The sequence below is a fragment of the Pseudomonas sp. GW822-FHT06D10 genome (genome assembly GCF_058799535.1).
In genome coordinates this window covers 585,252-609,621 of the sequence record NZ_JBXALN010000001.1, presented here as the reverse complement: position 1 = coordinate 609,621, position 24,370 = coordinate 585,252, and the positions used below count along the sequence as shown (strand labels likewise).

18 protein-coding genes and 1 pseudogene are annotated in these 24,370 nt (G+C 65.5%); 12 read left to right on the top strand and 7 right to left on the bottom strand.

Annotated elements, in window-relative coordinates:
- Positions 1 to 141 precede the first annotated feature (141 nt).
- On the top strand, positions 142 to 2,586 hold the full coding sequence (locus AC1RL5_RS02725; RefSeq protein WP_492588962.1) for a hypothetical protein: 2,445 nt from the start codon (positions 142 to 144) through the stop codon (positions 2,584 to 2,586).
- 9 nt (positions 2,587 to 2,595) lie between these two features.
- On the opposite strand, the gene AC1RL5_RS02720 is transcribed toward AC1RL5_RS02725, so the two are convergent.
- Complete coding sequence (locus AC1RL5_RS02720) at positions 2,596 to 4,683, bottom strand: EAL domain-containing protein (protein ID WP_123577893.1); 2,088 nt, start codon at positions 4,681 to 4,683, stop codon at positions 2,596 to 2,598.
- Positions 4,684 to 5,009: 326 nt separating this feature from the next.
- On the opposite strand from AC1RL5_RS02720, the gene AC1RL5_RS02715 reads away from it, so the two are divergent.
- From AC1RL5_RS02715 to AC1RL5_RS02695, 5 genes are all read left to right on the top strand, one after another.
- The gene (locus tag AC1RL5_RS02715) at positions 5,010 to 5,543 is read left to right on the top strand and encodes a sigma-70 family RNA polymerase sigma factor (RefSeq protein ID WP_072441648.1); all 534 of its coding nucleotides are present in this window, start codon (positions 5,010 to 5,012) and stop codon (positions 5,541 to 5,543) included.
- A 3-nt stretch (positions 5,544 to 5,546) separates the two neighbouring features.
- On the top strand, positions 5,547 to 6,524 hold the full coding sequence (locus AC1RL5_RS02710; protein ID WP_492588963.1) for a FecR domain-containing protein: 978 nt from the start codon (positions 5,547 to 5,549) through the stop codon (positions 6,522 to 6,524).
- 98 nt (positions 6,525 to 6,622) lie between these two features.
- The gene (locus tag AC1RL5_RS02705) at positions 6,623 to 9,097 is read left to right on the top strand and encodes a TonB-dependent siderophore receptor (RefSeq protein ID WP_103407974.1); all 2,475 of its coding nucleotides are present in this window, start codon (positions 6,623 to 6,625) and stop codon (positions 9,095 to 9,097) included.
- Positions 9,098 to 9,182: 85 nt separating this feature from the next.
- Positions 9,183 to 9,686 carry a VOC family protein gene (locus AC1RL5_RS02700; protein ID WP_015635832.1) on the top strand — a complete coding sequence of 168 codons (504 nt, stop codon included), beginning with the start codon at positions 9,183 to 9,185 and terminating at the stop codon, positions 9,684 to 9,686.
- 25 nt (positions 9,687 to 9,711) lie between these two features.
- On the top strand, positions 9,712 to 10,590 hold the full coding sequence (locus tag AC1RL5_RS02695; protein ID WP_492588964.1) for an AraC family transcriptional regulator: 879 nt from the start codon (positions 9,712 to 9,714) through the stop codon (positions 10,588 to 10,590).
- A 13-nt stretch (positions 10,591 to 10,603) separates the two neighbouring features.
- Here the strand turns inward: AC1RL5_RS02695 and AC1RL5_RS02690 are convergent, their stop codons facing one another.
- The 3 genes and pseudogenes from AC1RL5_RS02690 to AC1RL5_RS02680 form a co-directional block, all read right to left on the bottom strand.
- Positions 10,604 to 11,188, bottom strand: a complete 585-nt coding sequence (locus AC1RL5_RS02690; protein WP_072450192.1) for a LysE family translocator — start codon at positions 11,186 to 11,188, stop codon at positions 10,604 to 10,606.
- 143 nt (positions 11,189 to 11,331) lie between these two features.
- Positions 11,332 to 12,405, bottom strand: a complete 1,074-nt coding sequence (locus tag AC1RL5_RS02685) for a methyl-accepting chemotaxis protein (protein ID WP_419957112.1) — start codon at positions 12,403 to 12,405, stop codon at positions 11,332 to 11,334.
- 180 nt (positions 12,406 to 12,585) lie between these two features.
- Positions 12,586 to 12,897, bottom strand: a pseudogene (locus AC1RL5_RS02680) (PAS domain-containing protein); the annotation flags it as partial.
- A gap of 348 nt (positions 12,898 to 13,245) precedes the next feature.
- On the opposite strand from AC1RL5_RS02680, the gene AC1RL5_RS02675 reads away from it, so the two are divergent.
- Together AC1RL5_RS02675 and dapA are read left to right on the top strand one after the other, a co-directional pair.
- Positions 13,246 to 13,785: a GNAT family N-acetyltransferase gene (locus tag AC1RL5_RS02675; protein WP_492588965.1), complete on the top strand. Its 540-nt coding sequence runs from the start codon at positions 13,246 to 13,248 to the stop codon at positions 13,783 to 13,785.
- A 343-nt stretch (positions 13,786 to 14,128) separates the two neighbouring features.
- A complete protein-coding gene (gene dapA, locus AC1RL5_RS02670; RefSeq protein ID WP_093403465.1) occupies positions 14,129 to 14,977 on the top strand; it encodes a 4-hydroxy-tetrahydrodipicolinate synthase in 849 nt (282 codons plus the stop codon).
- A 114-nt stretch (positions 14,978 to 15,091) separates the two neighbouring features.
- Here dapA and AC1RL5_RS02665 read toward each other — a convergent pair whose 3' ends face one another.
- The 3 genes from AC1RL5_RS02665 to nosR all read right to left on the bottom strand — a co-directional run bounded on the left by AC1RL5_RS02665 (position 15,092) and on the right by nosR (position 18,016).
- On the bottom strand, positions 15,092 to 15,748 hold the full coding sequence (locus AC1RL5_RS02665) for a ribonuclease T2 family protein (RefSeq protein WP_072450189.1): 657 nt from the start codon (positions 15,746 to 15,748) through the stop codon (positions 15,092 to 15,094).
- A 171-nt stretch (positions 15,749 to 15,919) separates the two neighbouring features.
- Positions 15,920 to 16,555: a LysE family translocator gene (locus tag AC1RL5_RS02660; protein WP_011061605.1), complete on the bottom strand. Its 636-nt coding sequence runs from the start codon at positions 16,553 to 16,555 to the stop codon at positions 15,920 to 15,922.
- A gap of 129 nt (positions 16,556 to 16,684) precedes the next feature.
- Positions 16,685 to 18,016 (bottom strand): response regulator c-di-GMP phosphodiesterase, NosR family, encoded by a 1,332-nt coding sequence (gene nosR, locus AC1RL5_RS02655; protein WP_072450187.1) that lies wholly within the window; start codon positions 18,014 to 18,016, stop codon positions 16,685 to 16,687.
- Between the two features lie 201 nt (positions 18,017 to 18,217).
- On the opposite strand from nosR, the gene AC1RL5_RS02650 reads away from it, so the two are divergent.
- Genes AC1RL5_RS02650 through AC1RL5_RS02635 form a run of 4 tightly spaced genes read left to right on the top strand, consistent with a single transcriptional unit; the run spans position 18,218 to position 24,348 of the window.
- Complete coding sequence (locus AC1RL5_RS02650; protein ID WP_492588966.1) at positions 18,218 to 20,143, top strand: putative bifunctional diguanylate cyclase/phosphodiesterase; 1,926 nt, start codon at positions 18,218 to 18,220, stop codon at positions 20,141 to 20,143.
- A complete protein-coding gene (locus AC1RL5_RS02645) occupies positions 20,133 to 21,128 on the top strand; it encodes a cytochrome-c peroxidase (protein ID WP_492588967.1) in 996 nt (331 codons plus the stop codon). Before AC1RL5_RS02650 ends, AC1RL5_RS02645 begins: the two co-directional genes overlap by 11 nt.
- Positions 21,125 to 22,930: a DAHL domain-containing protein gene (locus tag AC1RL5_RS02640; RefSeq protein ID WP_072450184.1), complete on the top strand. Its 1,806-nt coding sequence runs from the start codon at positions 21,125 to 21,127 to the stop codon at positions 22,928 to 22,930. The genes AC1RL5_RS02645 and AC1RL5_RS02640 overlap by 4 nt, the downstream gene beginning before the upstream one ends.
- Positions 22,930 to 24,348 (top strand): ATP-binding protein, encoded by a 1,419-nt coding sequence (locus tag AC1RL5_RS02635; RefSeq protein WP_123577902.1) that lies wholly within the window; start codon positions 22,930 to 22,932, stop codon positions 24,346 to 24,348. Before AC1RL5_RS02640 ends, AC1RL5_RS02635 begins: the two co-directional genes overlap by 1 nt.
- Positions 24,349 to 24,370 lie beyond the last annotated feature (22 nt).

The following is a 24,370-nucleotide window of genomic DNA, read 5'->3' as shown; positions in this document are numbered from 1 at the left end:
TTGCCCCCCTTGAGCCAATCCCCCCTCTGCAGGAGCGAGCTTGCTCGCGATGCATCGGAAAACGCCGCGCACTTCCTGTAGACCCGCGTTATCGTTGACGCCCATCGCGAGCTCGCTCGCTCCCATACAAGGATGTCGCCGATGCCCGAAGCTTCCTCCCCCGCATCCGAGAAGAGCCTGTCACGCCTGTTGCTGGAGTTGCTCTGGCAGTTGGCCGCCCTGCTCATCCCGATCTTCTTCGTCACCCTGCTGCCGCCCCCGGCGGCCCTGGGGGTGTTGCTCGGCTGCGCAGCGGCGATGACCCTGGCGGCGCGCCTGGGCTGGCCTAAAACCGCCCGCGGCCTGGCGCGGCTGATGATCAGCGCCGCGTTCGGCCTGGGCTTCAGCCTGGGCCGGGCCCTGCCGGCCTACTGGGATATCGCCGCCGCCTTCACCAGCATCTTTGCCGGGCTGGCAGCGGTCAGCCACCTGGAACGCCGCCTGGGGCTGGTGCAGCCGAGCCCCACACCGATCAGCGCCTGGGGCGGCAACGAACCACAACAGACCCCGGAGGGCCAGCCGATCCGGGTGTTCAACCACGGCGAGATCGCCATGGGCGGGCCCACCTATTGCGACTACCTGTTCCCCGATGGGGTGCTGCTGCAAGGGCTGGGGTCCTCGGCGCGGTTTTCCAGTGACGGGCGCTACTTCGCCGCGCCGCTGCCTTCCAGGCAACACTGGGGGCTGGCCATCCTCGACCGTGAACAGCGCCGCCTGTACCGCTGCAACCGGGAACACTTCTGGGAGCTGGACGCCTTCAGCGCCGACACCCTCAGCGGCCGCCACAGCCCGCTGGTGGACAACGGCCAGCACCAGGCCAGCCTGAACAACCTGCTGCAGGAGGCCGCATGCGTCGAACTGGTGGCGGTAGCCGATCTCTGGCTGGAGCCGGGCCAATGGCTGGAGGCCCTGGCTCGCCAGGATCTCGAAGAAAGCGCACCCCACGGCAGCCACCGGCTGCACGCCAGCCTGGCGCTGCCGGCCAGCCTCAGGGCCCTGGAGCAACCCCTGGAACCCCTGCGCACGCCGCCCTATCGCATAAGCATCGACGGCCAGCCCAGCGGCTTGCTGCTGCGGGCGGACGCACCCCGCATCTGGCGCGACGATGGCCGGGCCCTGGCCTGCATCGCCCACGAGCAGGCGCAGCCTGAGGCCGCGTGCTGCTGGCTGTGGCAGGCCGACAAGGGCTGGCGGCCATTGCCCGCGCCCTGGGTCGCCAGCCATGCCGAACCATCCTTCTACCCTGGCCCGCTGCTCAGCCTGGATCGCCACTGGCTGGGCTACAGCGCATACCTGGACCTGGCCGAGGCGGACCACGGGCGCTACGGCTATCGCTTGCACAGTACCCACAGCGACAGCGAAACCGGCGTCGGCCACGACCGGCAAGGCTGCCTGCAAGTGGCGCCGCTGCCGCTGACCCGCACCCAGTTGCTGCAGCCCCTGGACGGCAGCGGGGCCCGGGGCGAAAGCCGGATCCAGTCCCAGCCCCTGCTGGGCGAGCAGCGCGCGCTGTTCAGCTGGCTGACGGACAACCCCCGGGGCCTGGGTGCCTACCGATGCCAGATCGGCACCTGGCAACTGGCCGGGTGCTGGTTGCTGGACCATCGGGTTTCCGATTGCCAGCGCTACCTGGCCCTGCTGCCCTGGAGCGAGACCCTGGAGCTGGCCCCCCAGGTGGTGGTGGCGGACCTGCAACAGCAGCGCCTGATCTACAGCCCGGCACTGCTGGCGGCGCGCCTGCTGGACTTTCGCCAGGGCCGCCTGAGCCTGGCCGTGCTGGTCGGGCGCCTCGACCCGGACCACGCCAGCAGCCCGCTGCAACGCTTCAACCGGCCGGCGCCCGCACCTGAACACACCGCGGCGTTCTGCACTGAGGGCCCGGCCTCGCAACCCTGCTATGAGCGCCAGGACTGGCTAGTGATCGATGACCAATTGCAGCCCGTGGCGCCCTGGCGCCTGGTGGATCGGCCTCAGGCCGCGGTCGCCGAGGGTGACTTTATCCAGCCTGCCCCCGATGGCCGCGACGCCGCGTGGCTGTTTGGCAGCGAAACCGAGTACGCCGACAGCTGGCTGCGGGAAACCAGCCCGCGGCTCGGCGGCCACCTGCTCACCGCCTCCGGCTGTGCAGTAGGCGATCTGGCCCCGTCGCTGATCTGGTCCACCGACGCCCGCTACCTGGCCTTGACCCGGCTCCGGCTCGGCGCCGGCGACCCGCAGCAGGGCTACCGCGCCTGGCAGTTGCTGCTGCTCGATGTGCAGGAACGCAGCCTGCGCATCGCCCCCGACTGGCTGCGCCACCGCCCGCTGTTCCAGCACTTCGATGCCCGGGGCCTGGCGCTGCAGCTGTTCGAGCGGGATTGGCAGGCGGCGGACGATCCCGATCCGGGCCGCAGCCTGGAGTGGGCACTGGAAGACCTGTTGCGCCTGCCTGCCGAACCCTTGCGTGAACACCAGGGGCTGTGGCTGAGCGCCGCCGACTGGCCCCAGGCCCGGGCGTGGCAGGCGCTGCGCCGCCCGGCGCACCCGGCCTTCCGCGCCGGCGCTTGAGCCCCGGGGTCAATCGGCCTTCAGTGCCTGGGCGTCCCGCGCGCGCTGGCTGACGAAACCGGGGATCTGCTCCCCGGGCAGGGATTTGCTGTAGTACCAGCCCTGGATGGTCAGCTCGGCACTCGATTGCAGGAAATCCAGCTGCTCGCGGGTCTCCACCCCTTCCACCACCACTTTGAGCTTGAGGGTTTCGCAAAAACGCAGCAGGCCGTTCAACACCTGGGCGCCCTTGGGTTCGCGCTGGGCGAGGACAAAGCTGCGGTCGATCTTGATCCCGTCCACCGGGAACTGGTGCAGGTAGCTCAGGGCGGAAAAGCCGGTGCCGAAGTCATCGATATAGACCCGGGCGCCCAGCGCATGGAGCTTGCCGATCCATTGCTGGGTCAGCAGCGCATCGCCCACCAGGGCATCCTCGGTAATCTCCACCGACACCTGGCCCTGGGCCCGGGCCAGAATCTCCAGCAGGCGCTGGCCATGTTCCCGGGAAGCCAGGGTGGCGCTGGAGATATTGATGGTGATGGGCAGCTCGAAGCCGACCTTGCGCCACGCCAGGTACTGGCGCACCGCCTGGGACGCCACCCAGAAATCCACCTCGGGCATCAGCTTGGCCTGGCCCAGCCACTGCAGCAGTTCCCAGGGCGACTGCACCTTGCCCTCGCGATCACGGGCGCGGATCAGCGCTTCGCAACCGCTGCACAAGCCGCTGTCCTTGATCACCTGGGGCTGATACTCCAGGTGGAAGTCGTAGTCGCTCAACTGCTGGATACGGGCTAGCTGCAATGACTGCTGGGCGGCCTGCTGGTAGGACGCCACCATCGGGTCCAGCTCGAACAGCCGGCCCCGCTCCTCCAGGCCATGGAAGGTGGTGTCGAAGGTTTTCAGGTAGACCTGGGCACTTTGCTCGCCCTGGCGCTGGATACTGCGCACATAGGGCATGTAGATCAGGATGCCGACCCCCAGCAGCAGCCCTTGCAGCAGCACCGCGCCCCAGTCGCCCTGGGTGCTGAGGTAGGCATTGAGCAGCACCGGCGAGGTAAAGGGCAGGCTCACCAGCGCCGGGCTCACCCACCCCAGTTGCACCACCAGCAGCGCCAGGCAGGCATTGACCATCGGCACCAGCATGAACGGTACCAGCAGGCGCGGGTTGAGGATGATCGGCACACCGAACAGCAGCAGTTCGTTGACGTTGAACAGCGACAGCGCCAGGCTCGCCAAGGCCAGCAGACGCATGGAGCGGTTGCGCGAGAAACCGAGGATCGCCAGCACCAGCGCCAGGGAACCGCCAGAGCCGCCAATGAAGGCAAAGCAGCCCAGCAGGCCGCTGTTCAAGGCATAGCGCAATGGCCGGCCAGCGGCCTGATCCGCGGCGTTGAGCGTCACGGCCTGGTCCATCACATCCATCAGCGGCTGCATGGCATGGGCGCCATGAATGCCGAAGAACCACAGCAGCGAATTGGTCGAGGTCAGGAAGATCGCGTTGAGGTAGGGGTTGTCCAGGTCGTCGATATCGATCGGCCGCTCGACGTAGGCAAAATCATGGAACTGCAGCAGCAGTTGCAACACGCAGACCAGCACCAAAGAGGTCACCATCCCCGGCAGCACCATGTTGATGGTGCCCTTGAGGTTGTGCCCCACCAGCCCCTCGTCCACCAGCCGGGTCCAGCGCTGGCGGTGCAGCCGGGCCATCAGCGGCACGTTGACCAGGGGCGAGGCGATGGCGATGAACAGCACGAAGGTCGCCGCAGCCCGCGGGTAGTCGCGCAGCAGGTAGATGGCGATCACCACATGGGACAGGCAGAGGAAGGCCACCGGCAGTTGGGGCAGGCGGTATTTTATCGCCAGCATGTAGCCGATGGACGCCGCCACCAGCAGGGGAATGATCGAACTGATGCGGTTGTGCAGGCCGGTCAGCAGCTCCACCAATGCTGGCGGCGCACCCAACGCCTGGGCGCACTGGCCGAGGATCAGCAGCAGCGCCGAGACCAGCAGGCATGGCAGCAGCCACAACAGGCCTTCGCGGATCGAGCGTAATGACTCGGCACCCGCCAGGAGTGCCAGACGATGGGTGAAAAACAGCTTGAACCCCACGTTTCGCATAAGCCCCGCCCCTTTGCCGCTGCGCGTCCGATACCCCCCCGGACGTTGCCGCCCGCCCCCATGGATACGCAATGCAGCGCCAGGCCATGACAAGCGAATACCAGCGAAGATACCACTGAAGAAACCCCATTCAGCAAGCACTGAATGGTCCCGATCCCAGTCTTTTATCGTCCTGTTCGCGCCAGGCTTGACTGCCTGCGCGACCACCCGCTCAAGCACGGTCGATTGCGCCAGGGCGCGGCGATATCGTTTGCAGGGGCCGATGGCTTTTGCTTTAATCGCGATCAATTCCCATTTACAACCAGAACGCCAGCGGACACGCCTCCTTGCCCTCCACGCCTCTCGCCAGCCCGGACTCGGTCCACAGCCTCTACGACGCCCATCACCGCTGGCTCTACGAGTTGTTGCGCCGGCGCCTGAATCACGCCTGGGACGCCGCCGACCTGGCCCACGACATCTTTGTCCGGGTGCTCAAGCGCCCGCCGGTGCTGCGTGACGAGGTCCACCAGCGTTCCTACCTGGCCACCGTGGCCCGGGGCTTGTGCATCGACCACTGGCGGCGCCGGCAACTGGAGCAGGCCTGGCTGCAGGCGCTGGCTGCACGCCCGCAGGCGGTGCAACCCTCGGCGGAGCAGCAGGCAATCATTGTCGAGACCCTGTACGAAGTGGACGCCATGCTCAGCCGCCTGCCGGCCAAGGTGCGCACGGCCTTCATCCTCGCTCAACTGCACGGCCGGCCCTACCAGGCCATCGCCGATGAGCTGGGGGTATCGGAGCGCATGGTGAAGAAGTACCTGGCCCAGGCCCTGCTGCATTGCGCACTGCTGGAGGCTGAACTCGACGGCCTGCTGGTGGACTGAACCATGGACCCTCGACCCGGCGGCCGGCTCAGCCACGCCTGCCTGCAACAGGCCGCGCACTGGTACGTGCAACTGCAGGACCAGGGCAGCAGCGACGAACAGCGTCGCCAGTGGCAGGACTGGTTCGAGCAGAGCGCGGAGCACCGCCAGGCCTGGAGCTATGTCGAGCGGGTCAGCCAGCGCCTGCTGCCATTGCAGGAGGCCAACACCCGCCCATCCGCCAGCCGCGCCCTGAGCGCCGCCCGACGTCCAGCCCTGGCACGGCGCCAGGTGCTCGGTGCACTGCTGCTGGCTGGCCTGGGCTGGGGCACCTGGCGCAACAGCCCGTTGCCCCAGGCCCTGAGCCGCTGGCGTGCCGACTACGCCACCGGCACCGGGGAAGTCCGCGACACGCTGCTCAGCGACGGTACGCGCCTGTGGCTCAATGCCCTGAGCGCGGTGGATGTGCGCTACAGCACCGAGCAGCGGCTGCTGGCGTTGCACCTGGGGGAGATCCTCATCGACACCGCCAAGGACCCGCGCCGGCTATTCCTGGTGCAGACCGAACACGGCCGCCTGCGCGCCCTGGGCACGCGCTTCAGCGTGCGCTGCGGCGCCAGCGACAGCCTGCTCAACGTCTACGCCGGCGCGGTGGAGGTACGCAGCGCCAGTGGCTTGCAGGTGCAGGTGGTGAATGCCGGCCAGCAGCTGCGCTTCGATGGCCGCACCCTGGGGCCGCTGCAGGCCGCCAGTGCCGCCCGCGAAGCCTGGAGCCACGGCCTGCTGCTGGCCGACAACCTGCCCCTGGAGCAACTGCTGGAGGAACTGGGGCGCTATCGCAACGGCCACCTGGGTTGCGACCCGGCCATCGCCCAACTGCCGGTGATGGGCTCTTTCCCCTTGCACGACTCCGACCAGGCCCTGGCCCTGCTGGAAGCGGCGTTGCCGGTGCGGGTCAAGCGCCTGGCGTCCTGGTGGGTGACCCTGGAGCCACGTACCTAAAGCCGGAAAAATTTTTTCACCTGGCAGGTTCCCTTTTTCCGACGCCCTTCGGTTAACCCGGTAACAGTCCTCACATTGCCGACCCACAAGGGAACCCCATGCCATCACCCCGTCGTTCGCGCCTGCCCTTTCATACCCTGCCCCTGTGCACCGCACTGCTGTGCGGCGCCGCGCCCTGGGCCCACGCTGCTGCCGATGCGGGCCAGAACCAGCCCCAGGCTGAACGGCGCAGCTACAGCATCGGCCCCGGGCCGCTGGTCACGGTGCTCAACCGCTTTGCCGAGCAGAGCGCGGTGTTCATTGCCGGGCACAACGACCTGGCTGCCGGCAAGCAGAGCCCCGGCCTGAACGGCCGCTACAGCGTCGCAGAGGCCCTGCAACTGCTGCTGGCGAACTCCGGGCTGCAAGCCCAGGCGGTCAGCGGCGGCTATGTGCTCAAGGCACTTCCCGCCACCAGCGGCCCGCTGCAACTGGGCACCACGCAGATTTCCGCCCAGGGCCTGGGCAGCGTCACCGAAGGCAGCCAGAGCTACACCACCGGGGCCAGCGCCTCGGCCACCGGCCTCAACCTGTCGCTGCGCGAAACCCCGCAAACGGTGACGGTGATCACCCGCCAACAGATGGACGACCAGGGCGCCACCAGCATCGCCGACACCCTGCGCCGGGCCCCCGGGGTCAGCGTGCAGAACTACGACAGCGAGCGCTGGGAGTTCTCCAGCCGCGGCTTGCCCATCACCAATTTCCAGTACGACGGGGTCAACGCCACCTACGACGGGGTCTACGACTACGGCACCACCAGCACCGACATGGCGACCTTCGACCGGGTGGAAATCATCAAGGGCGCCACCGGCCTGATGACCGGCTCCGGTGACCCGTCGGCCACCGTCAACCTGATCCGCAAGCGGCCGACCAAGGCGTTCAAGGCCTCGGTCACCGGCACCGTCGGTTCCTGGGACAACTACCGCAGCGAAGGGGACATTTCCGGCCCGCTGACCGAAACCGGCAACCTGCGCGGGCGCTTTGTCGGGGTCTACCAGGACCGCAGCTCCTACCTCGACCACTACCAGAACACCAAGGACATCGCCTACGGCGTGCTGGAGGCCGACCTGACCCCCGACACTCTGCTGACCCTCGGCCTGGACCAGCAGAACACCCGCTCCCGGGGCGCCACCTGGACCGGCTTCCCGATGTACTTCAGCAACGGCTCGCGGACCCACTTCTCCCGCTCGTTCAACCCGGCCACCGACTGGAGCCGCCGCGACTTCAAGAACCAGACCCTGTTCACCTCCCTGGAGCAGCAACTGGCCAATGACTGGACCTTGAAGGTCAGCTACGACCACCTGCGCCGCCAGCACGACACCCTGCTGGGCTCGGCCAGCGGCGGCAACCCGGACCAGGCCAGCGGCGACGGCATGTTCATGTACATGGGCAAGTTCAAGGGCGACCAGCGCCAGGACAACCTCGACATCAACCTGCACGGCCCCTTCAGCCTGTTCGGCCGCGAGCACGAGCTGATCGCCGGCTTCATGCTGATGAACGCCAGACAGGACATCCCGGTCCACGGTTCGGTGTACCCGCCAGTGGGCGGCAGCATCTACGACTGGCGCGGCGAGTTCGCCAAGCCGGACATCCCGAAGATCGGCGACAACGACATCCTCCAGCGCCAGACCGGCGCCTACCTGGCCACCCGCCTCAAGCCCACCGACGACCTGGCGGTGATCCTCGGCACCCGGGTCAGCGACTTCAAGGGCATCGACAACACCCGCTACCTCGACCCCAACAGCCCCGACGCACGCCAGCGCTACCAGCAGACCGGCGTGGTCACCCCCTATGCCGGGCTGGTCTACGACCTCAACGACAGCTACTCGCTGTACACCAGCTACACCAGCATCTACCAGCCGCAGATGAGCAAGGACGTCGACGGCAAGATCCTCGACCCGGTGCAGGGCGACAGCTACGAAGCCGGGATCAAGGCCGAGTACCTGGATGGCCGGGTCAACGCCAGCTTCGCGGTGTTCCACACCGAGCAGGACAACGTCGCGCAACTGGTGGACGGCTGGGGCATCGACGCCATCTACCGTCCGACCAAAGGCGCGACCACCAAGGGTTTCGAGGTGGAGGTGGCTGGCGAGCTTAGCGAAGGCTGGAACCTGTCGGCCGGCTACAGCTACAACCACACCCGCGACGCCAATCACGACTACGTCTACGGCTCGGTGCTGCAGAGCACCGAACCGCAGCAGGTGGCGCGGCTGTTCAGCACCTATCGCCTGCCCGGTGCCTGGGACCGCCTGACGGTGGGCGGCGGGGTCAACTGGCAGAGCCAGTTCTTCGGCAAGGTGCTCCAGCCCGACCCGAGCGATACGGTCAATGGCGGGCATGATTCGCGCATCACCCAGGACGGCTACTTCCTGGTGGATGCCATGGCTCGCTACCAGTTCAGCCAGCACCTGAGCTCGACCCTGAACGTGAAGAACCTCTTCGACAAGAAGTACTACACCGGTATCGGCAACTTCAGCACCGGCTTCTACGGCGAGCCGCGCAGCCTGCAACTGGCCACCCGCTGGGACTTCTAGACCCGCGCCGATCCACGGTAGCCCGCTCCGGCTGCGGGTTGACTACGCTTGTGCGAGCGTGCTCAACCCGCAGAGGAGCGCCCCCATGCAACGCATCCAGACCATCACCCCGTGCCTGTGGTTCGACCATCAGGCCCACGAGGCCGCACAGTTCTACTGCTCGATCTTCGAGCACTCGCGCATCACCCACGTCAGCCACTACGGCAAGGCCGGCTTCGAGTTCCATGGCCGCGCCGAAGGCTCGGTGATGAACGTGGCGTTCGAGCTTGACGGCCAGGGCTTCAGTGCCCTCAACGGCGGCCCGGCGTTTACCTTCAACGAAGCGGTGTCGCTGCAAGTGCACTGCCGCACCCAGGCCGAACTCGACCACTACTGGAATGCCCTGGGGTTTGGCGGCCCGAAACAGGCCCAGCAATGCGGCTGGCTCAAGGACCGCTTCGGTCTGTCCTGGCAGATCGTGCCGCAGACGCTCGCGCAGATGATGTGCGACCCCGACCCGGCCCGTTCCGAGCGGGTGATGCAGGCCCTGCTGGGGATGAAAAAACTCGATATCGCGACGCTGCAACGCGCCTTCGACGCGCGAAGCTAATACACTCGTGGCCGGTCCTTGAGCGATGGATATGGCCTTGACGAAAACCTCCCCGCCCTCTGCAGACGCCCCCCTCTTCTGGCGCGATGCGGCCCTGCCCTTCATCGAGGCCCGCTCCATCGCCGACGGGCGCAAGGTCTGCTATTGCGCTCATGCCCATGAGCAGTTCTCCATCGGCTGCATCACCGCAGGTGTCAGTACCTACGTCAGCGAGCAGACGCAAAGGCAGGTGGGCGCCGGCACCGTGGTGCTGATGAACCCCGGCGTGGTCCACGCCTGCAACCCCGTCGACGACCAGCCCTGGTCGTACCGTATGCTGTACGTCGACACGCCCTGGCTGACCCGCCTGCAACATGAACTGGGCGTGAGCCCCGAGTTGCAGTTCCAGCCCTTCGAGGAAACCAGCAGCGACGACCCGCAACTCTTCGCCGACCTCGAGCAGCTGTACCACGCCCTCGTGGACCCACAGGCCGAGACGCTGCACAAGCACAGCTGCGTGGTGGCGTTCTTCAGCGAGCTGCAACAGCGCCTGAACCCGGCCAAGGCCCCGCCCCGGGAGAACAACCACAAGCTTGAGCGGGCCGCGCAGTTCATCCGCCAGCACTGTACCGAGCCCCTGGACCTGGAACAGATCTGCCAGGCTGCGCAGCTTTCGGCCTCCTACCTGATCCGCGCCTTCAAGCAGCAGTACGGCATGGCGCCCCATGCCTACCTGGTCAACCGGCGGGTGCAGTTCGCCCAGGCCCGCCTGCGCCAGGGCGTGCCGATCGCCGAGGTGGCGCAGGCCGCGGGCTTCGCCGATCAGGCGCACTTGCAGCGCGCGTTCAAGCAGCATCTGGGGGCCACCCCGGGCCAGTACCAGGGGCCGCGACGGGCCAGGCGCGGCGAACCCCAGGCCCACTGACGCCCAGCTGCGCTCAAAGCAGCAGGCAGGCCGCGCTGACTGCCAGCAAGGCGGCCATGGCCCCGTTGAACAGGCGCATGCCCGCCGGGTTGCCCAGGTAATGGCGCAAAAAACTGCCGGCATAGGCCCAACAGGCCACCGACAGGTAGCAGATGACCAGGTACACCGCCGCGAACAGCCACACCAGCCGCGCCTCGCCATCGGCGGCGAAGGCCCCCATGCCGGCCACGCAAGCCAGCCAGGCCTTGGGGTTGAGCCACTGCATCAGGGCGCCATACCAGGCCGACGGCGCCCGAGGCTGGCCCTCGGTATCCAGCCGGCCATCGTCCCGGGCCAGCTTCCAGGCCATGTACAGCAGGAAGGCCACGCCGGACAGGCGGATGCCCTGGGTCAGGGCCGGCCACTGGCGCAGCAGTTCGTGCAGCCCCAGGCCGACCAGCACCAGCAACAGGACAAACCCCAGGGTGGCCCCGGCCACATGGCGCAGGCTGGCCCGGAAGCCGAACCGCGCACCGCTGCCCAGGGCGACGATGTTCACCGGCCCCGGGGTAATGGAGGCCGCCAGGGCAAAGGCCGCCATGGAAAACACTACGCTCATCACTTGCCTCTTTGTCTCTGTGGGTTGGAGCTGCACAGACTACGAGGCCGGGGTGAGGCGGTATTGAACAAAACTACCCTGCCGGTGGCGGGCTGTCGTGACACCGGGCAGGCCGCGGCGAACTTGTGGATCGCGCCCGGCAATCAACTATTGAATCGGGTCACCAGTGCATTGAGTTCATGGGCGGTGGATTCAAGGTCGCCACCAATGCTGCAGGAGTGCACGGCAATATCGGCATTCTGGTCCGAGACCCGGGCGATATTGCTGATCTGCTCGGAGATTTCCTCGGCCACATGGGCCTGCTGCTCCGACGCCGCGGCCATCTGCTGGCTCATCTGGTGAATGCGCTCCACCGCCGAGTTGATGCCGTCCAGCGCCTGCTGGGTGCTGACTACCTGGGCCACCCCGGAGCGCGCCTCCACGCTGCCCTGGCGAGCCACTTCCACAGCCTGGCCCGCCACCTGCTGCAGGCTCTGGATGATGCGCTGGATGCTCTGGGTCGATTCCCGGGTCTTCGACGCCAGGGCCCGCACCTCATCGGCGACCACGGCGAACCCCCGTCCCTGTTCGCCGGCCCGCGCCGCCTCGATGGCTGCGTTCAAGGCCAGCAGGTTGGTCTGCTCAGCGATCGAATGGATCATGTTCGCCGCCACCTGGATCGACTGGGTTTCCTGCGCCAGGCCTTCCACCGACTGGCTGACCGCATCCACCGTATCCGCCAGTTTCTCGATCACCACCCGGGAACGGCGCGCCTCCTGGGAGCCCACCTGGGTCAGCTCGTTGACCTGGTCGGCCGCGGCGGCGGTGTCATGGATGTGCACCGAAACCTCGGCGATCGACGAAGCCATCTGGTTCATCGCCGTGGCCGCCATGTCGGCTTCGTCGCGCTGCTTGCCCAGGGCCGACTCGGCCTGGCGCGACAGGTTCTGGCTGGTGGAAGCCAGTGACGCCGCCTGGTTGGCGTAATCCCCCAGGCGGCTGAGGGCGGTACGGATCTTCGCCGCCTCGCTGATCAGGATCATCTGCAGGCGTGCCACCGGGCCTCGCTCATCGGTATAGGTGCGGGCAATCAGCTCGCTGTCGAAACTGCCCAGGGACACCGCGCTGATGCGCCCCAGCAACTGCCCGGTGCGGTAGGCGCCGTGGGCCTGCACGGCAAAGAGCCCGAGCAGCGCCACTCCCAGCCCGGCCCAGGGCCCGGCCAGCCAGCCGGCCATGGCGCTGACCAGTACCGCCAGCAGCGGCGGCAGCACAAACACCCCGGCGCCCAGCAGCCGATGGCGCCAGGGCGTGGCCAGGCGGGTGCTGCGCAGGTGCGAGTACAGGGCGGCGGCGCGCGCCACCTGCTGGCGCTCGGGCTTGACCCGCACCGATTCGTAGCCGGCAATCACGCCCTGGCTGAATATCGGTGTGACATAGGCGTTGACCCAGTAATGATCACCGTTCTGGCAACGGTTCTTGACGATGCCCATCCAGCTCTTGCCGTCCTTGAGGTAGGACCACATATGGCCGAACACCGCTTCGGGCATGTCCGGATGGCGCACGATGTTGTGCGGGCTGCCAATCAACTGTTCGCGGCTGAAACCGCTGACCGCAACGAACTCGTCATTGCAGTAAGTGATCTTGCCATGGGTATCGGTGGCGGAAATAAGCCGTTGTTCGGCAGGAAACACTCGCTCACGCTGCGTCACCGGGAGATTGTTTTTCATTTGAAAAACCTCGCAGGAAGTCTGGTAATTGCTCGTCATGATCAAACAGCAACTGGCGCATCCTGCGATTACCCGAAGACTTCTTCTGCGTACCTGCAGAACTTTCCCGAGCCTGATGAGCAATCCACTACAACAACTGCCCAGCGCCCGACCGAATCGAGTTTAGATAGCACTTTTAATCGCGCTATTGCCTCCAGGGAAATAACTTCCCTGGCAACGGAACTAGATTCAACATTCTTGACCTGGATCAATACTTAGCCTGGCAAGCAATGCCCCGACCGCCCCTGGTTGAGAACCGATGGCCCATCACCTACCTTCTCCAGGCCCCTAAGCCATAGAGCCGCGCCAATGCCTGCCTCCTGCCAAGAAACCGCCCGCCTGCTACTGCGCGCCCCGACCCTGGACGACCTGCCCCAGGCCTGTGCCATCCATGGCGACCCGCAGACCAACCGCTTCAACCCCAACGGCCCGATCAACGCTGCCACCTGCGCCGACAAGCTGCATGGCTGGATCGAACACTGGCAGCAGCACGGTTTCGGCTACTGGGCCATCGCCCTGCGCAGCGACCCGCAGCGGCTGATCGGCTTCGGCGGGATCATGCAGGGCTTCTTCGGCCACGAGCCGGGGCTGAACCTGTACTTTCGCTTGCGCCCCGAGGCCTGGGGCCAGGGCTATGCCGCGGAAATGGCCCGGGCCGCCCTGCACCTGGCGTTCAGCGAACTGCATGCACCGCGGGTCACTGGCCTGGTGCGCCCCGACAACCTGCCCTCGCGGCGCGCCCTGGAGCGCCTGGGGCTGAGCCTGGACGGCGAACTGGATGATTTTCCCGGCCAGGCGCCGAGCCTGCTGTACCGCATCAGCGCGCCGGACAACCCAGGCCCGGGCTAAGCCTCAGGGCAGGCACCCTGGAAGCCTGCGCGGCGGATTCAACGGATTCGAGGATTGACAAAGCGATCGCCGGCTTTTAAAACTGGGCGCCTGATTCTTGAGCCTGCAGCGACCATGTCCCCAGCCACGCCCTTCATCCTTCGCACCATTGGCCTGTCGGCCAAGGTCGAGGCGCGCGTGGCCTGCAGCTCTAAATCGAAGAAACAGTCGCTCATGTGACCGGGGCGCTGTGTCCCGTCAGATGAGCTGACAGGACCTCAAGCGCTACGGACACCCTCCCCCTGCTTACCGCCCTTCTACTCTTCTGACGACGACCCGACGGTCAACCATCAGGAGAACACGCATGTCATCGTTTCAAGGTATCTGGGTCCCTATCGTCACCCCTTTCATCGACGGTGCCGTCGATTTCGCCGCCCTGGGGCGCTTGACCACTCACCTGCTGGAAAGCGGCGTAGCCGGGCTGGTGGTTTGCGGCACCACCGGCGAGGCCGCGGCCCTGGACAAGGACGAGCAGTTGGCGGTGCTCGATGCGGTGCTGGAGCGAGCCCCCGCCGGGAAGGTGATCATGGGGCTGGCGGGCAATAACCTGAAGTCGCTGCTGAGCCTGCAGGAACAGATTCTCGAGCGTGCGGTGGCCGCCTTGCTGGTGCCCGCGCCCTATTACATCCGGCCGTCGCAAGCAGCCCTGGAGAGCTTCTTCGCCACCGTGGCCGATGCCTCCAGCGCGCCGCTGATTGTCTACGACATTCCCTACCGCACCGGGGTGAGCCTGGACACCGCCACTTTGCTGAACATCGTGGCCCATCCACGGATCGCGGCGGTCAAGGACTGTGGCGGCAACCTGGAAAAGACCCTGGCGCTACTGGCCTGCGGGCAGATCGAAGTGCTGTGCGGCGAGGACCTGCAATTGTTCAACGCCTTGTGCCTGGGCGCCCATGGGGCCATTGCGGCCTCGGCGCATATTCACCCGCAACGGTTCGTCGCCTTGCTGCAACAGGTCCGGGCCCAGCAACTGGACGCGGCCCGGAGCACCTTCATGCAACTGGTGCCGCTGATCAAGGCGCTGTTCGCCGAACCCAACCCGGCGCCGGTCAAGGCACTGCTGGCCCACCAGGGGTTGATCGGAACGCAGTTGCGAGCACCGATGCACGATTGCAGCGCCGCCCTGCAAACCCTGCTCCGCACCCTGTAGGAGCGGGCTTGCCGGCGAAGAAGCCGCCACGGCTTGCACCCGCCCCAGGTAGGCTTTCGCTGGCAAGCCAGCTCCTACAGCGATGCGACATGGGTGGGGTTCTTGCAGGTGCCTTCAGCGGATGGGCGGAATGCGGATCTGCCCGGCGCGGCACTGGTTCTTCACGCCTTTGCCACAGGCGCCGAACTCCAGGTCCTTGGTCAGGCAAACACGAACCTCGGACAGCTCGGGGCCGCTGCACAGAATGGCGATGCCGTTCTCGGCGACCCCCGGGTTGCTCTGGCGAAACTGCTGGGCAATCTGGCTGGCCTCGAAATAGCGCACCGTGGTCGAAGGCTGCAGCGCCTCGGGAATCTGTACCCTGGCCAGGGCCTTGTCCGCGGCATCCAGGTACCCCATGGCCCCCAGGCCGCTGCAGGTGCCGTGCTTGCTCCATTCATGGTTCATCAGCTTGGCGGTGGGAAACAGGGTCAGGCCCTTGGCCCGCTCCTGGGCATTGAGCTGGGTCAGGGGTGGGCAGGACTCGGGCCAGCCACCCTTGGCGTATTGCGGCCACAGACCGTGCAGGACAAAACCGTAGCCCTTGCCCGTGCACTGCTCGTTTTCCGGGTGCATCAGGCAGAAGGTCGGCGACCAGGACAGGGTCAGCAGGTAGTAGTCGAAGGTACCCGCCACCGAATCGCGCTGCTGCTTGGGCTGACGTGCGTCGCTGATGCCCACCATCCCCAGGGTCAGCACCAGGGCTGCCATCAGGGTAAAAAACTTTCTCATCGTGACCTTCTCCTTGGGAAAGCGCATCGTCCTGGCCCCGCCATCGGGGTGGAACGGATTGAAAACAACCTGATCTTTCTGGCAGGCCGGCGTTGCCGGAACATGACAGCAATTGCCCGGTGTCCCGCAGAAGCCGGTCAGGCAGCGGCCCGGAGAATACCCGGCAATGCCCTAGGCGGCAGCGCCCTCACTGCGCCGATACAGGCCGACACCCAGCGCCAGCACCGCCAGCAGGCCGGCACAACTGCGGTTGATCCAGCCCATGACCCGAGCGGAAAAGCGCGCCATGGCCCGCCGGCCACCCACGGCATAGAGGCTCATCATCAGGCAGTCCACCAGGGCGCTGACCACGGCCAGGATCAGGTACTGCTCGGCCACCGGCTGCTCCGGGCGCACGAACTGCGGCACGAAGGCGGAGAAAAACAGCAGGCCCTTGGGGTTTGACAGCCCCACCAGCAACGCCCGGCGAAACGCCGACCAGCCGCTGGCCGAGGCCCCGCCCACCGTACAGGCCAGGGCACGGGTCGGCGCCCGCCACAAGCCCCAGGCCAGATACAGCAGATAGGCCGCGCCGCAGCTCTTGACCACCACGAACAGCTCTTGCGAGGCCTGCAGCAACGCCCCCAGGCCGCAGCCCACCGCGCCGATCAGCAGCAGGTCGGACAACGCCGCGCCGGCGATGCCCCAGCCAGCCACCCGCATGCCATGCACCGCGCCATTGTTCAAGGCCAGCAACATCGAGGGGCCGGGGGTAATCATCACCGCGCTGACGGTGACGATGTACAGCAGCAGGGTTGGTATATCCATGGGTTCGCTCCAGGGTCATCCGCCGCGATCCGAAATCGCCCGGAGCACCTCATGGCGCCCACTACGCGGGGGGCAAAATATGACGGATCACTGCGGCACCGGGCAAGCACGACGGACCGCACACACCACTCAGGCGTCAGGAACGCTGACGAAGATGCTGTAGCGGGCCCCTTCCATGGCTTCGAAGGCGATCAGTTTCTGCACCAGCGGTTCGCTGAGCACCTTGCCGGCATTGAGCAGCAACATGCCGTTGTCGGCATTCAGGTTGCGCCGCAGGACCATCCCGGCCTGCAGCTCCCGGGTTCCCAGGACCTTGACCGTCGGATCATCGACGGTGACATCGCTCTGGTAGGCGGCACAGACCTGGACAAAGTCTTCCACCAGATTCGGGTCGTACAGGCGGCCCGCGTACTTGCGAATGAACAGTAGGGCTTCATCGCTGTTCATGTGCCGCTCCAGAATCAGCCCGCACTGCAACTCGATGAAATCCACCGCCAGCTTCAACAGCCGGGAGCCCCAGGGAATCGCCTCGCCCTTGAGGCGCTGGGGAAAGCCGCTGCCGTCCCAGCGCTCCTGGTGATGAAGGATCAGCCGCGCGGCATCCTGCATCGGTTCCAGTGCCATCAGCACCGATTCGCTCTGCTCGGGGTAGGCGCGGTAGCGCGCCTGATCGGTATGGCGCAACAAGTCCGCCGGCGCCAGCAGCATGGCATCGCTCCAGCTCAACTTGCCGATGTTGTACAGGGCCGCCGCCATGGTCAGGTCGCGGCTGCTGGCCTCGTCCAGGCCGTGCCTTTTGCAGCAGGCACGCACCAGTTCGATGATCTTGCGGTTGGTTTGCTTGTCCGCGGGCAGCCGCAGGTTGGCCAGCAGCGAAAACACCTCGGTGGCGGTCACATAGCTGTGCTTGAGCTCTTCGTAGGCCAGGTCGAGCATGTCGGCAGTCTGCTGCAGCTCCGCGGTCCGCGAGGCCACATGCCGTTCCAGGCTGGCGTTGCTGGCCTTGAGTTGCTGGTTCTGCTCCAGGACCAACTGCTGCAAACGCTTGAGCTCACGCTCGGCGAACTGGTGCTCCAGGGTCTGGCGCAGAATCAGCAGCAGCTCTTCGTCATTCCAGGGCTTGCTCAGGTACTGGTGGATCTGCCCGTCGTTGACGGCCTTGATGATGGTGTTCAGATCGGCATAACCGGTGAGCAGGATTCGCCGCACCGCCGGGTACTTCTCCCGCACCCGGGCCAGCAGGGTCGCGCCGTCCATGCCGGGCATGCGCGCGTCGCTCATCACCAGGTCGACGGGGCCTTCGGCGAGGATCTCCAGCGCTCTGGCGCCGCTGTTGGCCAGCAGCACTTCATAGGGCTCGGGACGCAGCAGGCGCTTGAGGCTGTTGAGAATCGACTCCTCGTCGTCCACCAGCAACACACGTGGACGCCTACCCGGCTCAACCGGCTGCGGATCTTCCATGGGGCTCTCCCTGTGCGGCATAGGCTGCCCCGCTCCGTGCTCACGGACGGCTCGGCAGCGGCGGTTTTTCCCAGACAATCCTAGATGAGTTTTTTATTTTCACGCCATTGCCCCCCGCGAAATAAATTCGTCAGCCGCGGCACTGCGCAATGACTATGCTGACAACGTTGCAAGGCGGGCTCAGGGTACTAGGGAAGGTCTATGGACGCTGGCAGTGACGCACAGACAAAGGCACAAGACGCCTCGGACCAGCCCCCAGGGCGGGCCAACCGACGGATCCTGATTGTCGATGACAGCCCGGCAATCCATGAGGATTTCCACAAGATCCTGGCGCCGCGCCAAGCCCCGGACCTGAGCCTGGCCGAGCAACAGTTGTTCGGCCAGGCCACGACGCCAGCGCAGCTAGCGCCCTTCTGCCTCGACTCGGCGTTCCAGGGCCAAGAGGCCCTGGCCCGGGTCGAAGCGTCCCTGGCCCTGGGCCTGCCCTATGCCATGGCGTTCATCGACATGCGCATGCCCCCCGGCTGGGATGGCCTGGAAACCATCGAGCGCTTGTGGAACGCCGACCCGGACCTGCAGATCGCCCTGTGCACCGCCTATTCCGACTATTCCTGGGAAGCCATGGCGCAACGCCTGGCATTCGGCGACCAGTTGCTGATCCTGAAAAAACCCTTCGACAGCCTGGAAATCCGCCAGATGGCCAGCGCGCTGACCTGGAAGTGGCAGATGGCACAGGACGCCCGGCAGAAACTCGACGACCTGCAACAGACCATCGAAAGACGGGTGGCCGAACTGCTCAAGGTCTCCCACCTGCTGCACTACGACGTGCTCACCGGCCTGCCCTCCAGCACCTTGCTGGGGGACCGCCTGGGCCAGGCCATGGCACGGGCCCGCCGTTATGAGCAGCGGCTGGCGGTGATGTTCTTCGGCCTGGACCGGTTCAAGCGGATCAACCATGCCCTGGGATACCCGGCCGGGGACGAGTTGCTCAAGAGAATCGCCCGGCGCCTGGAACAAGGCATGCGCGAGTCGGACTCGCTGTTTCGCTACGGCTCCGACGAGTTCGTGGTGGTGCTCCATGACCAGCAGCATCCGGCACAGATACGCGCGCTTGCGCAAAAGCTGCTGGCCACCGTGAGCCAGTTCGATGACATCGCCGGGCACGACCTGCAGGTGACGGCCAGCCTGGGCATCAGCCTGTACCCCGAAGATGGCCAGGATGCCCTGGCGCTGATCAAGAAAGCCGAGATGGCCATGCACACCAGCAAGGAGCAGGCACCGGGCAGCTACTGTTTCTTCACCGATGACATGACGCACCGGGCCCGGGAGCAGCAATACCTGGAATCGGGGATTCTCCAGGCCCTGGAACGCGGGGAGTTCCACCTGCATTACCAGCCGAAAATCCACCTGGCCTCGGGCAATGTGGTAGGCGCTGAAGCGCTGATTCGCTGGCAACGCCCGCAACAGGGCTGGATCAGCCCCGAGCAGTTCATTCCAGTGGCCGAAGACAGCGGCTTGATCACCCGCATCAGCCAATGGGTCCTGAGGGAAGCCACTCGCCAGTGCCGGGCCTGGCAGAACGCCGGCCTGCCCCCTGTGCCGTTGTCCATCAACCTGTCGGCGGCTGACTTCAGACAGCCGCAACTGCTCCAGCAACTGCGCGACGCGCTCAGCGACAACGCCCTGGACCCGGCCTGGCTGGAACTGGAAATCACCGAAGGCGTACTGCTGCAGAACGTCGAGGTCACGCTGGCTACCCTGCTGGCGATCAAGGCCCTGGGCGTGCGCCTGGCCGTCGATGATTTCGGTACCGGCTATTCGAGCCTGAGCTACCTGCGCAAGTTTCCCGTGGATGTGCTCAAGATCGACCAATCCTTCATCCACGGCCTGAGCCACGAACACAAGGACGCCGTACTGGTCAGCGCCATCATCAACCTGGGGCGCAGCCTGAACCTGAAGGTCATCGCCGAAGGGGTGGAGACGCACCAGCAACTGACCTTTCTCCAGCAGCAAGGCTGCGAGGAAGCCCAGGGCTACTACTTCAGCAAGGCCCTGCCCGCCGAAGACTTCGCTCGCCTGCTGGGCAAGCACAGGCCGCAGTTCCAGGTTACGGACCATGACCACTGAACAACCGCGCCATCCGCCGCGCCGCCGCGCACGGGTACTGCTCCTGCTGCTCTGGACAGGGCTGGGCGCCACCAGCCCGAGCGCTTTCGCCGCGCCCCTGGACGAACCGCTCAAGCCGTTGCCCGCACCGCCGGCACTCGACCCCCAGCGGGTCGAGCTCGGGCGCCAGCTGTTCAACGAACCGCGCCTGTCCCAGGACCACAGCCTGTCCTGTGCCAACTGCCACCGGCTGGACCAGGGCGGGGCCGACTCCCAGGCAAAATCGCCGGGTTTCAAGGGGCAGCTCACCCGGGTCAACACCCCCAGCGTATTCAATGCCGCGCTGAATTTCCGGCAGTTCTGGGACGGGCGCGTCGAATCCCTGGAAGCGCAGATCGACAACGTCGTGCAAAGCCCCAGCGAGATGGGCAACACCTGGCCGGCGCTGATCCGCACCTTGAGCGATGACAGCGCCTACCAGAAGTCCTTCGGTGCCCTGTACCCGGACGGTATCACCGCAGCCAACGTGCAAAATGCCCTGGCCACCTATGAAAAGACCTTGCTCAGCGCCAACTCGCGGTTCGACCAGTACCTGCAAGGCAATACCGACATCCTCAGCCTGGAAGAAAAATACGGTTACCAGCGCTTCAAGGATTACGGCTGCATCGCCTGCCACCAGGGGGTCAATATCGGCGGCAACATGTTTCAGAAGTTCGGCGTGATGGGCGACTACTTCGCTGCCCGCGGCAACCCCACCGACGCCGACCTGGGGCGCTTCCTGATCACCGGCGACGAACAGGACCGCAACGTGTTCAAGGTGCCCAGCCTGCGCAATGTCGCAGTGACTGCGCCCTACTTCCACGATGGTTCGGCGCCGACCCTGGAGCAGGCAGTGGAAGTCATGTTCAAGTATCAGCTGGGGCGCCCGCCCAATACCCAGGACATCAGCCTGATCGTCAAGTTTCTCAAGACCCTGACCGGCGAATGGCAGGGCAAGCCCTTATGAAGCTGTCCCGACGCCTGCCGATCATGCTGCTGTCGCTACTGACCCTGAGCCTGGTGCTGGGGCTGGCCTTTCTCTACTTCAAGACGGTGGTCGGCCAGCCCTCGAACTACGTACTGGCGCGGGACCTGATCAGCCATATCAAGCAGTTGAATGCCCAATGGGAAACCGAGGTGCTCAAGGCTCGGATCGCCATCACCCACGACTACGATCCACTGGTCATGCCGGTGCAAGAGATCAACCAGCTGTGGAACCGCTTCGATCAGCTTTCACAACAGAACCACAATGACCCGGCCGCCTGGACGGCCGGCCACCAGGCGTTCATCGAGGCCTTCCAGGAAAAGGCCGGCCTGGTGGAGCGTTTCAAGACCCACAACGCGGTGCTGCGCAACTCCCTGGCGTTCCTGCCCACTGCCGAAGACGATATCCAGCGCCGCCTGGCCGGCCTTGACGACCAGGCGCGGCTGTCAGAGCAGACCATTGCCATCGATACCTATGACCTGCTGCTCAGCAGCCTGGAGTTCGCCCAGGTTTCCAGCGACGACCGGGCCGCAGACATCCTGGTGGGGCTGAACAAACTGGCGGTCAACAAGGAGCGCCTGCCCGAACCCATGCATGAGCCGGTGGAGATCCTCAGCAACCACGTCTCGGTGATTCTGCGGGAGCAGCCGGTGGTCAACGAACTGCTGGAGCGCATCACCTCGATCCCCATCGCCCAGCGCCTGGACGAAATCACCCATCTGCTCAACGCCGATCAGTCGCAGTCCGACCTGCAGGACCAGAAGGCCCACCAGTACCTGCTGCTCTTTGCCGCCTTGCTGGTGATACTGATTCTCTACCTGGCCGTCAGGCTGGTACGCAGCTACGCGGTCATCCGCCGGGTGAACACGGCCCTGCAGAGCGCCAACGAGCACCTGGAACACCGGGTCGAGGAACGCACCCGGGAGCTCAAGGAAGCCCAGAGCGAACTCATGGACAGCGCCCGCCAGGCTGGCATGGCGGAAATTGCGACCAACGTCCTGCACAACGTGGGCAACGTACTCAACAGCGTGAATATCTGCAGCGAAGTGCTCAGCCGCACCCTGCGCTCCAGCAAGGCACAAGGGCTGGGCAAGGCCATGCAGTTGATCAACCAGCACCAGGATGACCTGGGGCGTTTTTTCACCGAAGACGACAAAGGCAAGCTGCTCCCCGGCTACCTCAATCAATTGGTCGAAGCCATAGCCACCGAGCAGCAGGGCATGGGCGAAGAACTGGCTCAGTTGGCCCGCAGCGTCGACCACATCAAGGAAATCGTCGCCACCCAGCAATCCTATGCCGGAGCCTCACGGCTGATAGAACCCCTGCGGGTCGCCGAGCTGATCGAAGACGCCCTGCGCATGAACTCCGGCGCCCTGGCCCGGCATCAGGTCACGGTGGTCAAGGACTATGGTCCGCTGCCCCCGGTGATGGGCGACAAGCACCGCATGCTGCTGATCCTGATCAACCTGATCAGCAACGCCAAGTACGCCATGTCCAACCTCGATGATCACTCGCGGACCCTGACCCTGAGCGCCAGAGTGCTGGACGGCCAGACCCTGAGCATCAGCGTCAAGGATGAAGGCGAAGGCATCCCCGCGGAGAACCTGACGCGAATTTTTTCCCACGGCTTCACCACCCGCAAGGACGGCCATGGCTTCGGCTTGCATAGCTGCGCCCTGGCGGCCATGGAGATGGGTGGACAATTGAATGTGCACAGTGATGGCCCCGGCCTGGGTGCCACCTTCACTCTGGACATCCCGCTGATCAGCGCAGAGGACCCATGATGGACCAGTTGAACAATCGCCGGATCCTGCTGATCGACGATACCCCGTCGATCCACGAGGACTTTCGCAAGATCCTCACCCCGCCCGAGGCAGACGACAACGGCCTGGATGACCTGGAGGCACAGCTGTTCGGCGCCACGGCCAAGCCCCGGCAACAGCCTTTCGAACTGGATTCGGCCTACGGCGGCGAGGAAGGCCTGGCCATGGTCTGCCAGGCCCAGGAGCGGCAGCGTCCCTATGCCCTGGCGTTTGTCGACATGCGCATGCCCCAGGGCTGGGACGGCGCGCAGACCATCGAACGCCTCTGGCAACAGGACCCGCGGCTACAGGTGGTGGTGTGCACCGCCTACTCCGACTATTCCTGGGAAGAGCTGCTGGAGCGCCTGCAGGGTCATCATCGCCTGCTGATCCTGAAGAAGCCCTTTGACAACATCGAAGTCCAGCAGATGGCCAACACCCTGACCAGCAAGTGGGAAATGACCGCCCGCGCGCTTTTGCAAATGCATCACCTGGAGCACCTGGTGCAGCAGCGCACCGAAGACCTGAGGCAGGCCGGGGCAGCGCTGCAACTGGAGATCGACGAACGCAAGCAGTTGGAAAACCAGCTGGTGCAATCGGAAAAACTGGCCTCCCTCGGACAACTGGCCGCCGGGGTCGCCCACGAAATCAACAACCCCATCGGTTTCGTGTCCTCCAACCTCGGCAGCCTGGCAGGCTACCTGCAGCAGCTCGACCAGATGCTCAGCGCCTATCGCCAGGCCGAAGAAGCCATCGCCGCGCCGGAACTGCGCAAGCACCTGCAGAGCCTGCGCGAGAGCATCGACCTGGACTTCCTCCAGCAGGACATTCCGGTACTGATCAGGGAGTCCAAGGAAGGCATCGGCCGGGTGGCGCAGATCGTCAAGGACCTGAAGAACTTCTCCCGGGTCGACAGCGACCAGCAATGGCAGCTGGCGAGCCTGCAACAGGGCATCGACTCGACCCTGAACATCGTTGCCAACGAACTCAAGTACAAGGCCGACCTGGTCACCGACTACCAGCCGTTGCCGGATATCGAATGCCTGCCCTCCCAACTCAATCAAGTGGTGATGAACCTGGTGGTCAACGCGGCGCAGGCCATAGGCCCCGAGCGCGGCACCATTACCCTGCGCAACGGCGTGGACGGCGAGCGGGTCTGGCTGGAGGTCAGCGACAGCGGCTGCGGCATCGACCAGGAGCACCTGGCCAAGATCTTCGACCCCTTCTTCACCACCAAGCCGGTGGGCCAGGGGACCGGCCTGGGCCTGTCGCTGTCCTACGGCATCGTCAAGAAGCACGGCGGGCAGATCAGCGTGCAGAGCCAGCCCGGCGTCGGCAGCACCTTTCGCGTGGAACTGCCGATCCGGCAGGCGCGTCAGGAGTTGCCCGCACAACCCTAGCCAAACCTCCCCCCTACCGCTA

Bases quoted from the DNA above. Each gene is read 5' to 3' on its own strand.
- AC1RL5_RS02685 (WP_419957112.1), bottom strand. From the start codon at position 12,405: ATGGCCGGCTGGCTGGCCGGGCCCTGGGCCGGGCTGGGAGTGGCGCTG.
- AC1RL5_RS02660 (WP_011061605.1), bottom strand. From the start codon at position 16,555: ATGGATATACCAACCCTGCTGCTGTACATCGTCACCGTCAGCGCGGTG.
- AC1RL5_RS02700 (WP_015635832.1), top strand. From the start codon at position 9,183: ATGCAACGCATCCAGACCATCACCCCGTGCCTGTGGTTCGACCATCAG.
- nosR (WP_072450187.1), bottom strand. From the start codon at position 18,016: ATGGAAGATCCGCAGCCGGTTGAGCCGGGTAGGCGTCCACGTGTGTTG.
- AC1RL5_RS02695 (WP_492588964.1), top strand. From the start codon at position 9,712: ATGGATATGGCCTTGACGAAAACCTCCCCGCCCTCTGCAGACGCCCCC.
- AC1RL5_RS02720 (WP_123577893.1), bottom strand. From the start codon at position 4,683: ATGCGAAACGTGGGGTTCAAGCTGTTTTTCACCCATCGTCTGGCACTC.
- AC1RL5_RS02635 (WP_123577902.1), top strand. From the start codon at position 22,930: ATGGACCAGTTGAACAATCGCCGGATCCTGCTGATCGACGATACCCCG.
- AC1RL5_RS02690 (WP_072450192.1), bottom strand. From the start codon at position 11,188: ATGAGCGTAGTGTTTTCCATGGCGGCCTTTGCCCTGGCGGCCTCCATT.
- AC1RL5_RS02645 (WP_492588967.1), top strand. From the start codon at position 20,133: ATGACCACTGAACAACCGCGCCATCCGCCGCGCCGCCGCGCACGGGTA.
- AC1RL5_RS02665 (WP_072450189.1), bottom strand. From the start codon at position 15,748: ATGAGAAAGTTTTTTACCCTGATGGCAGCCCTGGTGCTGACCCTGGGG.
- AC1RL5_RS02705 (WP_103407974.1), top strand. From the start codon at position 6,623: ATGCCATCACCCCGTCGTTCGCGCCTGCCCTTTCATACCCTGCCCCTG.
- AC1RL5_RS02640 (WP_072450184.1), top strand. From the start codon at position 21,125: ATGAAGCTGTCCCGACGCCTGCCGATCATGCTGCTGTCGCTACTGACC.
- AC1RL5_RS02675 (WP_492588965.1), top strand. From the start codon at position 13,246: ATGCCTGCCTCCTGCCAAGAAACCGCCCGCCTGCTACTGCGCGCCCCG.
- AC1RL5_RS02725 (WP_492588962.1), top strand. From the start codon at position 142: ATGCCCGAAGCTTCCTCCCCCGCATCCGAGAAGAGCCTGTCACGCCTG.
- AC1RL5_RS02710 (WP_492588963.1), top strand. From the start codon at position 5,547: ATGGACCCTCGACCCGGCGGCCGGCTCAGCCACGCCTGCCTGCAACAG.
- dapA (WP_093403465.1), top strand. From the start codon at position 14,129: ATGTCATCGTTTCAAGGTATCTGGGTCCCTATCGTCACCCCTTTCATC.
- AC1RL5_RS02650 (WP_492588966.1), top strand. From the start codon at position 18,218: ATGGACGCTGGCAGTGACGCACAGACAAAGGCACAAGACGCCTCGGAC.